This window comes from Mycobacterium sp. ITM-2016-00318 (assembly GCF_002968285.2).
In the GTDB taxonomy this organism is placed as follows: domain Bacteria; phylum Actinomycetota; class Actinomycetes; order Mycobacteriales; family Mycobacteriaceae; genus Mycobacterium.
In genome coordinates this window covers 4,917,374-4,926,912 of sequence record NZ_CP134400.1, presented here as the reverse complement: position 1 = coordinate 4,926,912, position 9,539 = coordinate 4,917,374, and the positions used below count along the sequence as shown (strand labels likewise).

Below are 9,539 nucleotides of genomic sequence, written 5' to 3'. Positions count from 1 at the left end.
TGAGCGCAACCGTTGTCGGGTAGCGGTCGGGGTCCTAGCGTGTCGGCGTGGCAACCGAACATGTCCGGGGGTTGCGGCTGTTCGTGGCCGACGCCGCAGGCGAGAACTGGAGCGAGCTCACCGCCGGTGGCACCGCGGCGGTGCGCATCGCGGCTCCCGACCTGCACGAGGCGCGACGCGTGCGCGGACGCATCACCGACGACGTCGCCGTGATCCTCGACATCACCGTCGCAATCGCCGCCGACTATCGATCCGCGCGACATGCGATGCCGCGAATCGACGGCGACACCCTGCACTATGCGGGGACCATCGAGGGACTGGCCGGTCTGGTCGGTGACATCTTCATGGCCGATGTCGCTGACGGTGTCACCATCATCCCGGCCTCACCGGAGCAGGACATGCGGCGGCTTGCCGACGAGGCGCTCGACCGCATCGCTCGCCGGCTGCCACTTGCGGGCGCGGCCTGACGGCTACGCCTCGAGCTCGCCTGCCAGCTTGCCTTCGATACCGGCCCTGGTCGCGGCGGGCAGCGCGAGTAGCCCGTCGAGTTCGACCTTGGCCCTTGCGTAGGCGCTCTGCCGTTCCTGGGGGGTGGCGCCCTCGTCTTCGGCCAGCTTGAGCAGGCTCTGCGCGCGCGCAATCCGTTGCTGGTCTTCGGCGGAGAACGTGCTGCGGCGCAGTCGGATGGCCTCGGCCTCCGCGACGTCGAACGCGGTTACGTAGTCGTGCGCCGCGTCGCGATACTCCAGCTGCGCTCGGCGCGCCGCTCATTCGCCGCGGCGACCGCGCGCAGCCCCCCGCCCACCATGCCTCCGAGCGGAAAGATCAGCCACCAGAAGTGGAAGAAATTCTCCACTCGACCCAGCATGCCACCGTCAGGAAAGCGCCTCGTAGATCAGCTTGGCGTACCTCGCGGTCCGGTCATTGCCGAGCGTGCCCTGGCCCATCTTGTTCATCACGTAAGTAGCGGTCGTGCGGCGGTCGGGGTTCATCAGCACCATCGAGCCGCCCCAGCCGCCCCAGAAGCAGACGGTCTCATCGGCAGGCAGGAACGGGATGACCTCCGGTGTGGAGAGGCCGTAGCCGATGCCCATCTTCAGTGGGGCCGCGAGGACGAGATCGGGTCCGTGCGACTGAACGTCGAAGACCCGCTTCAGGGTCGGTGCCGACAGCAGCTCGACGCCGTTTGCCCTGCCGCCCAACGATATCGGAGAGAGCATTCGGGCCAGCGACCGAGCATTGGCATGTCCGTTGACGGCGCCGAGATCGGCCCCGCGCCACGCGGACGTGTGGGCGATGGAGGCCTCCGGGGCGGGATTGGTCAGCGTCTTGCGCATCGGGTTGTCCTCGGGCAGCTGATCGAAGGGGATGTCGAACGGCGGCGGCGAGATGAGCTCCGCGATCCGCTCGGCATCCTCGGGCCTGGCTCCGATCTGGAAATCCGCTCCGAGCGGACCCGCGATCTCATCGCGCACGAAATCCTTCAGCGACATGCCGGTCGTGCGGCGAACCAACTCGCCGATCAGGAAGCCGTAGTTGAGCGCGTGGTAGCCCGACGCGGTACCCGGCTGCCACCACGGCGCCTGCGCGGCGAGCAGCGACGTGGCCTTCTCCCAGTCGAACAGGTCGTCGGTGGTCATCGGCTCCTGCCAGCCGGCGACGCCGGACGTGTACGACAACAGGTGACGGACCGCAACATCCTGCTTGCCGTTCGCGGAGAACTCGGGCCAGTACCGCCCTACGGGCGCGTCGAGGTCGAGCAGCCCGCGATCGGCCAGCATCAGCCCGGCCAGACTCGTCACCGTCTTGGTCGAGGACCAGACGTTGACGATGGTGTCCTCGGTCCACGGCACGGTCTTGGCCGCGTCGGCGTGTCCGCCCCAGATGTCCACGACGAGCTCGCCATCGATGTCGACGGCGATCGCCGCGCCGACTTCGTTGCCGGTGCTCAACTCCTCGGCGAGCGCCTCGGCGACTTTGTCGAATCGAGCATGGGCATGTCCCTGTACAGCGGAAGTCATGCGGTGGAACCTACGTCAACAGTTGCAGCAACTGCTGCGCGGCATCACCAGTTGTCGTAGCCGCCTTCTGGGCCGAGCATCCGCTCGAGGCGTGTGCGGTTGATCTTGGCCAACTCGTTGCGGATCACCTTGCGCTCGGTTTCGACGTCGTTGTGCATGCGGTCGACTGCCGCCGACAACACGTCTTGTGCGCAGTAGCCGTTGACGAACATCACGAAGCCGAAGCCGAACTGGTCGAGATACCGCTTGGCCGTCGCGGCCAGTTGCTCCATCACGTCGGCGCGCTCATCCCAGACGGCGCACTGCTCCGCCGCGGACTTCTCGCTGCCCGGCCTGCGGCCGATGTCGGGATAGGCCTGCAGTATCGAGTCGATCGACGGCTCGGCGAGTGTGAACAGCAACTCGTCGGCGTGCCGGAAAAGTGCGTCGTGATCGGCGTAGGGCCGTGCGCGGGCCAGGTCCGCGGCCAGTGGCACGCTGTAGCAGCACTCGTACAGCGCGTGCACGGCGCGGCGCATCGGCATCTCGTTGAAGACGTCCAACCCCATGCCCTGGTGCATCAACACACCGCCATGATCCGAGCAGCAGAGCACGGGGACGTTACACCGTGTTACAGCGAGGAAAACTCCTCCGACGAGCAGCTCGCGCGAAGAGCAGACGACCTCAGTGACCTTGTGTCTTGAACCGCTCGATCGAGCGGTTGACCTCGGCCTCGGCTTCCTCCCGGCCGGACCAGTCGGCGGCCTTCACGTACTTGCCGGGCTCGAGGTCCTTGTAGTGGACGAAGAAGTGCTTGATCGCCTCGAGTTCGTGGTTCGGCACGTCACCGATGTCCTGGATGTGGTCCCAGCGGCCGTCGCCCGCGGGCACGCACAGCACTTTGTCGTCGCCGCCCGCCTCGTCGGTCATTTGAAACATGGCCACGGGGCGCGCCTCGACGATGCAGCCGGGAAACACCGACTCGGGCATCAGCACCAGCGCGTCCAATGGGTCGCCGTCCTCACCGAGGGTGTTCTCGATGAAGCCGTAGTCCGCCGGATAGCCGAACGCCGTGTACAGGTAGCGGTCGAGCTTGACCCGACCGGAGTCGTGGTCGACTTCGTATTTGTTGCGCGAGCCCTTCGTGATCTCGATGACAACGTCAAACTCCACCGTCGCGGCTCCTTGCCCCAGTGCTCGGTCTGTTGGTCGGACGTCACCCTAATGGAAGCCCTGTTGCCGCCGCGCCTGACCTGGTACTTCCACGCAGCGGATACCCTTCTTGGGCAGGCCGGAGTCAGGAGAACCATGCGTCCCACCACATGGCGACGGTCCACCCACATCGTCATCGGGGTGGTCGTTGTGCTGGTGGTTGCCGCCGTTGTGGTGGCTGCCGCGCTGCTGCCACGCGACTCGAGCCACACCGACGCGATCCCCGCCGCGCCCGCGCCGGCGACCGCGGAGCCGGGAATCAAGCCGGTCTCCGAATCCGCGGACAAGCCAACGCCCGACAAACTGGCCGCAACGCTGGCGCAGACGCTCGCCGACCCGAACCTCGGCGCCTTCACCGGCCGCATCGCCGACGCCGCCACCGGAGAACAGCTGTGGGCCCGCGGCGCCGACGTGCCGATGCAACCGGCGTCGGTGACCAAAGTGCTTACCACCGCGGCGGCGCTGCTCGCGCTCGACCGCGAGCAACGCCTGACCACGACCGTGCTGAAATCCGACCGGCGACCAGGAGTCGTCGTGCTCAAGGGCGGCGGCGACCCGACCCTGTCGGCCGCCCCGAAGGGCCAGGACACCTGGTACCGGGACGCAGCGCGAATCAGCGATCTCGCCGACCAGGTGCGCCGCAGCGGCACCAAGGTGACCTCGGTGGCTGTCGATGCCAGTGCCTACAGCGGCCCCACGTTGGCGCCGGGCTGGGATCCGCTCGACATCGATGGCGGCGACATCGCGCCGATGGAGGCGGTGATGCTCGACGGCGGACGCACACAGCCGGTCAGCGTCGAGTCGCGCCGCTCCACCACACCCGCGCTCGACGCGGGCCGCGCACTCGCGGTGGCGTTGCGCGTCGACCCTGCCACCGTCACGGTGATGACGACGGCCTACGAGGGTGACGAGATCGCCTCGGTGCAGTCGCCGCCCCTGCTCGAGCGGCTGCGGGAGATGATGAACAACTCCGACAACGTGATGGCCGAGTCGATCTGCCGGGAAGTGGCTGCCGCACAAGGCAAGCCGCAGAGCTTCGACGGCGCGGTGCGCGCGCTCCTCGGCGAGCTCGATGCCGCCGATATCGACACCGGCGGATCGTATCTGGTCGACTGCAGCGGGTTGTCCATCGATGACCGACTCACCGCGGAGACGCTCGACGAGACCGTGAGTGCCGCGGCGGGACCCGAGAACCCGACGCTTCGGCCGCTGGTCGACCTGCTGCCGATCGCCGGCGGAAGCGGCACACTGTCGAACCGGTTCCTCGACACCGATGCCGGCCGGGCGTCGGTCGGCTGGCTGCGCGCCAAGACGGGATCGTTGACGGGCACCAATTCGCTCGTCGGCATCGTCACCGACTCCAGCGGCCGGGTGCTGACCTTCTCTCTGCTGTCCAACCAGGCGGGGCCGACCGGCCGCACCGCCATCGATGCCTTCGCGGCGACGCTGCGGTCGTGCGGGTGCGGCCCATGAGCCCGTCGGGCAAGGTGACCGTCGGCCGCACCGTCGACTGGGGGTTCGCGGCTGCGTTCGGCGCCAAGCTCGCCCGGCCCGCTCCTGCGGCCACCGAGTACACGCGCCGTCAGGCCATCGAGCAGCTGGCGGACTCCGCGCTGCGCGCCGAGATGCCCGTGCGGGAGGTGACCGGACTCAACGAAGGCGGCGAGGTCTCCGACGCCCGCATCATCGATCGGCCCGAATGGATCAAGGCCGCATCGCGTTCCATGCGCGCGATGACGGGTGGCAAGGAGACCGACAAGCCGCACTTCATCACGGGTCGCGTCACCGGCGCGCAGACGGGTGCCGTGCTCGCGTTCATCTCCTCCGGCATCCTCGGCCAATACGACCCGTTCGCCGACAACGGCGGCGAGCTGCTTCTGGTGTATCCGAACGTGATCGCCGTCGAGCGGCAACTACGCGTCGTGCCTGCCGACTTCCGGCTCTGGGTGTGTCTGCACGAGGTGACACACCGGGTGCAGTTCCGTGCCAACCCATGGCTGGCCGACCACATGTCGAGCTCGCTCGCTGTGCTGACGGAGGAAACCGGCGACGACGTCACCGAAATGATCGGCCGGCTGGCCGGTTTCGTCCGCGACCGCCGCGACGGTGTTCCGCCCGAACCGAATATGACCGGTGTGCTCGGCGTGCTTCGCGCCGTTCAATCCGAGCCGCAGCAGCGCGCACTGGACCAGTTGCTGGTGCTCGGTACGTTGTTGGAGGGCCACGCCGATCATGTGATGGACGCCGTCGGACCGGCCGTCGTGCCGTCCGTGGTGACCATCCGGCGCCGGTTCGAGGAGCGCCGTACTCGCAGACAATCTCCGCTGCAGCGGGTGCTACGCGCCCTACTGGGCATCGACGCCAAAATGAGCCAGTACACCCGCGGCAAGGCGTTCGTCGACCATGTCGTCGGGCGCGTCGGTATGGCGCGGTTCAACACCATCTGGACGGGGCCCGAAACTTTGCCGCTGCCAGTCGAAATCGAGGAACCGCAGCGATGGATCGACAGGGTGCTCTAGGCAGGCTGCGCAGCGCGGTTTCGGCGTTCGGCGCTCGATACACCGCCGCGGACGATCGATGGTGTGTCGCACTGTCGGGTGGTCCCGATTCGTTGGCGCTGACAGCCGCCGCCGCGGAACACAAGCCGACCACAGCACTGATCGTCGACCACCAACTGCAGCCGGACTCGTCTCGTGTAGCGGAGACCGCAAGGCAACAGGCGTTTGCGCTGGGATGTGTTGATGTGCAAGTCATCTGCGTCGACGTCGGTGCGGCAGGAGGCCCGGAAGCCGCCGCGCGCACGGCCCGCTACCGCGCCTTGGACACGGCACGGCAGGGCGCTCCGGTGCTGCTCGGCCACACACTCGACGACCAGGCCGAAACCGTCCTGCTCGGCCTCGGCCGCGGATCGGGGGCACGCTCGATCGCGGGGATGCGGCCGTACGACCCGCCGTGGTGTCGTCCGCTGCTGAACGTCCGACGCGCGGACACGCATCAGGCTTGCGACGAGCTGAGGATCCAACCGTGGCGCGATCCGCACAACACCGATCGCCGCTACACGCGCGCCCGGTTACGCGCCGAGGTGCTGCCGCTGCTCGAGGACGTCCTCGGCGGTGGCGTCGCAGAGGCGCTCGCCCGCACCGCCACCGCGCTGCGCGAGGACAACGAGACGCTGGACGAACTCGCGGACACCGCGCTTGCCGCAGCGACAACCGGTGGCGAGCTCGACACCGGCCCGCTGTCGGCGCTGCCGGAGGCTGTCCGGCGCAGGGTCATCCGCGGCTGGCTACTGGCAGGAGGGGCGGGCGAGCTGACCGACAAACAGATCCGCGGCGTCGACGCCCTGGTTACCCGATGGCGAGGGCAGGGCGGGGTGGCCGTCAGCTCGCCTCTGCGCAGCGAACGGCTGTTCGCGGGGCGTCGCGACGGCATGCTGACCATGTACCGGGAATCGGTCTGAAGGCAGTTAGGGCGAACTCACGTTGGTCGAGGACAGGCACACATGGCACGCTGTGAATGTGCCATCAGAGGAGCTGTATCCCGGCGACATCAAATCGGTGTTGCTCTCCGCGGATCAGATCCAGGCCAAGGTCGCCGAATTGGGCGCACTGCTGGGCGCCGACTACCGGGACACCATTGCCGAAAGCAGTCAGGATCTGCTGCTGATCACCGTGCTCAAAGGCGCGGTCTTCTTCGTCACCGACCTGGCCCGCGCGATCCCGCTGCCGACGCAGCTGGAGTTCATGGCGGTCAGCTCGTACGGCTCGTCGACGTCGTCGTCGGGCGTGGTGCGAATCCTCAAAGACCTCGACCGCGACATCAACGACCGCGACGTGCTGATCGTCGAGGACATCGTCGACTCCGGCCTGACCCTGTCGTGGCTGCTCCGCAACCTCGCGACCCGGCACCCGCGATCGCTGAAGGTGTGCACGCTGATGCGCAAGCCGGACGCCGTCCGCGACGACGTCGACATCAGCTACGTCGGCTTCGACATCCCCAACGAGTTCGTCGTCGGCTACGGCCTCGACTACGCCGAGCGCTATCGCGACCTGCCCTACATCGGCACGCTGGACCCGAAGGTCTACGAGGAGTTCTGACGACATGACCGGCACAGCCCTGCGCATCTGCCCATTGTGCGAGGCCACGTGCGGTCTCACGCTCACGATCGACGACGGCCGGGTGACCGGCGCGCGTGGCGATCGGGAAGACGTCTTCAGTAAGGGCTTCATCTGCCCGAAGGGGGCGAGCTTCGCCGAACTGGACAACGACCCCGATCGGCTGCAGCGGCCCCTGGTCCGGCGCGACGGCGTGCTGACCGAGGCGACGTGGGATGAGGCGTTCGCCGTCGTCGCCGACCGGCTCGGCGAGGTCGTCGGCGAACACGGCGGGGCATCGGTCGGTGTCTATCTCGGTAATCCGAACGCGCACACCGTCGCGGGCAGCCTGTACCCGCCGCTGATCATCCGCGGCCTCGGCACCCACCAGGCGTACTCCGCGAGCACCCTCGACCAGATGCCCAAACACGTTGCGCTGGGCCATATGTTCGGCAGCCCGATCGCATTCACCGTGCCCGATCTCGACCGCACCGACTATCTGGTGATCATCGGCGCCAACCCTTTGGTATCCAACGGCAGCCTCGCCACCGCGGCAGACTTCCCCGGCAAGCTGCGGGCGCTGCGCAAGCGTGGCGGCAGGCTGACCGTGATCGATCCGGCGCGCACCCGCACCGCGGAACTCGCCGACCGGCACGTCGCGCCGCGTCCCGGCACCGACGGTGCCCTGCTGTTCGCCGTCGTGCACGTGCTGTTCGAAGAAGGGCTTGTCGCAACGGATCTCGGCGGCATCGCCGAATACGTCAACGGCCTCGACGAGGTTCGCCGCCTCGCCGAGACGTTCTCGCCGGACGTTGTCAGCGAGCACTGCGGTGTACCGGCCGACGATATCCGGGCACTCGCTCGTGAGCTGGCGAGTGCGCCGACCGCCGCGGTATACGGCCGGATCGGGACGTCGACAGTCGAATTCGGCACGCTGGTGAGCTGGCTGGTCGATGTCATCAACGTGCTGACCGGCAACCTGGACCGGCCGGGAGGGGCGATGTTCCCGCTCGGGGCGACGATGCCGGCGCCTCGTCCGCCCAAACCGGGCCGAGGGTTTTCGACCGGCCGCTGGCACAGCAGGGTTTCTGGCCATCCTGAGGCGCTGGCCGAATTGCCGACTGCCGCACTGACCGAGGAGATCGACACCCCGGGCGATGGTCAAATCAAGGCGATGATCACGATCGCCGGAAACCCCGTCCTTTCGGCCCCGGACGGCGACCGGCTCGACCGTGCACTCGACGGCGTCGGGTTCATGGTTTCCGTCGACCCCTACCTCAACGAGACCACCCGGCATGCCGACGTCGTTCTGCCGCCCCCGCCTCCGTCGCAGAGCCCCCACTTCGACTTCGCCCTCAACAATCTCGCGGTGCGCAACAACGTCCGCTACTCGCCGCCGGTGCTGGCGCTCGACGGCAGGCCGAGCGAGGCGGAGATCCTCTCCCGTATCGCGCTCGTCCTCTACGGCGTCGGCGTCGACGGCGATCCCACCCTCGTCGACGAACAGGTCATCGCGATGACACTGGCGAAGGAGACGGGCGACCCAGACTCACCGGCGGCAGGCCGCGCCGTGGATGAACTGACCGCGATGCTCCCGGCAGGCCCCGGCTACGAACGCCGCCTCGACATGATGCTGCGGCTCGGACCCTACGGCGACGCGTTCGGTGCCCGGCCCGACGGGCTGACACTCGAACGGCTCAAGGCGGCACCGCACGGTATCGACCTCGGCCCGCTGCGGCCGCGTCTGGCAGAGGTGCTCCGAACACCAAGCGGCCGAATCGAACTCGCCCCGCAACCGCTGATCGAGGATACGGCGCGGCTTCGCGATGCGCTCGATCGCGACGTCGACCGGTTCGTCCTGATCGGCAGACGCCACCTGCGCTCGAACAACAGCTGGATGCACAACGTGCCCGCGCTGGCAGGCGGGACGAACCGGTGCACGTTGCAGATACACCCTGACGACGTCGCCGAACTCGGGCTCGCCGACACCGCGAAGGTCAAGGGACCCGGCGGGGAGGTGCTCGCTCCGGTCGAGCCGATGCCGGGAATACGGCGGGGCGTGGTCTCGCTACCGCACGGCTGGGGCCACGACCGTGACGGCACGCGGCTCGGCGTCGCGGCGGGGCAGCCCGGCGTCAACGTCAACCAGCTCAACGACGGCAGTCAGCTCGACCCGCTGTCCGGCACAGCCGTCCTCAACGGAATCCCGGTCGATATCGCCCCCGCGGACTGA

At 68.0% G+C, this 9,539-nt stretch carries 10 protein-coding genes and 1 pseudogene; 6 read left to right on the top strand and 5 right to left on the bottom strand.

Annotated features, from left to right (window positions below):
• Positions 1 to 47 precede the first annotated feature (47 nt).
• Positions 48 to 467, top strand: coding sequence for a hypothetical protein (locus tag C6A82_RS24245; protein WP_199193933.1), 420 nt, complete (start codon positions 48 to 50; stop codon positions 465 to 467).
• A gap of 3 nt (positions 468 to 470) precedes the next feature.
• Here the strand turns inward: C6A82_RS24245 and C6A82_RS24240 are convergent.
• The 5 genes and pseudogenes from C6A82_RS24240 to C6A82_RS24225 all read right to left on the bottom strand — a co-directional run.
• Positions 471 to 743, bottom strand: a pseudogene (locus C6A82_RS24240) (hypothetical protein); the annotation flags it as partial.
• Positions 716 to 856 carry a hypothetical protein gene (locus tag C6A82_RS27025; protein WP_396836641.1) on the bottom strand — a complete coding sequence of 47 codons (141 nt, stop codon included), beginning with the start codon at positions 854 to 856 and terminating at the stop codon, positions 716 to 718. The gene C6A82_RS27025 and the pseudogene C6A82_RS24240, both read right to left, overlap by 28 nt.
• A gap of 19 nt (positions 857 to 875) precedes the next feature.
• Positions 876 to 2,021, bottom strand: coding sequence for a serine hydrolase domain-containing protein (locus C6A82_RS24235; RefSeq protein WP_105348363.1), 1,146 nt, complete (start codon positions 2,019 to 2,021; stop codon positions 876 to 878).
• A gap of 44 nt (positions 2,022 to 2,065) precedes the next feature.
• Positions 2,066 to 2,587 (bottom strand): 2-oxo-4-hydroxy-4-carboxy-5-ureidoimidazoline decarboxylase, encoded by a 522-nt coding sequence (locus C6A82_RS24230; protein WP_233217128.1) that lies wholly within the window; start codon positions 2,585 to 2,587, stop codon positions 2,066 to 2,068.
• A gap of 97 nt (positions 2,588 to 2,684) precedes the next feature.
• Complete coding sequence (locus tag C6A82_RS24225; RefSeq protein WP_105348361.1) at positions 2,685 to 3,173, bottom strand: inorganic diphosphatase; 489 nt, start codon at positions 3,171 to 3,173, stop codon at positions 2,685 to 2,687.
• A 135-nt stretch (positions 3,174 to 3,308) separates the two neighbouring features.
• Here C6A82_RS24225 and dacB point away from each other — a divergent pair, with 135 nt between their 5' ends.
• From dacB to C6A82_RS24200, 5 genes are read left to right on the top strand one after another with little or no spacing between them, the layout of a single operon-like run.
• Positions 3,309 to 4,685 carry a D-alanyl-D-alanine carboxypeptidase/D-alanyl-D-alanine-endopeptidase gene (gene dacB, locus C6A82_RS24220; protein WP_105348411.1) on the top strand — a complete coding sequence of 459 codons (1,377 nt, stop codon included), beginning with the start codon at positions 3,309 to 3,311 and terminating at the stop codon, positions 4,683 to 4,685.
• Positions 4,682 to 5,731, top strand: coding sequence for a zinc-dependent metalloprotease (locus C6A82_RS24215; protein WP_311101927.1), 1,050 nt, complete (start codon positions 4,682 to 4,684; stop codon positions 5,729 to 5,731). The genes dacB and C6A82_RS24215 overlap by 4 nt, the downstream gene beginning before the upstream one ends.
• Positions 5,710 to 6,672 carry a tRNA lysidine(34) synthetase TilS gene (gene tilS / locus C6A82_RS24210; protein ID WP_105342455.1) on the top strand — a complete coding sequence of 321 codons (963 nt, stop codon included), beginning with the start codon at positions 5,710 to 5,712 and terminating at the stop codon, positions 6,670 to 6,672. The genes C6A82_RS24215 and tilS overlap by 22 nt, the downstream gene beginning before the upstream one ends.
• Before the next feature lie 22 nt (positions 6,673 to 6,694).
• Complete coding sequence (gene hpt, locus C6A82_RS24205; RefSeq protein ID WP_105342453.1) at positions 6,695 to 7,309, top strand: hypoxanthine phosphoribosyltransferase; 615 nt, start codon at positions 6,695 to 6,697, stop codon at positions 7,307 to 7,309.
• A 4-nt stretch (positions 7,310 to 7,313) separates the two neighbouring features.
• Complete coding sequence (locus tag C6A82_RS24200) at positions 7,314 to 9,539, top strand: molybdopterin-dependent oxidoreductase (protein ID WP_105342451.1); 2,226 nt, start codon at positions 7,314 to 7,316, stop codon at positions 9,537 to 9,539.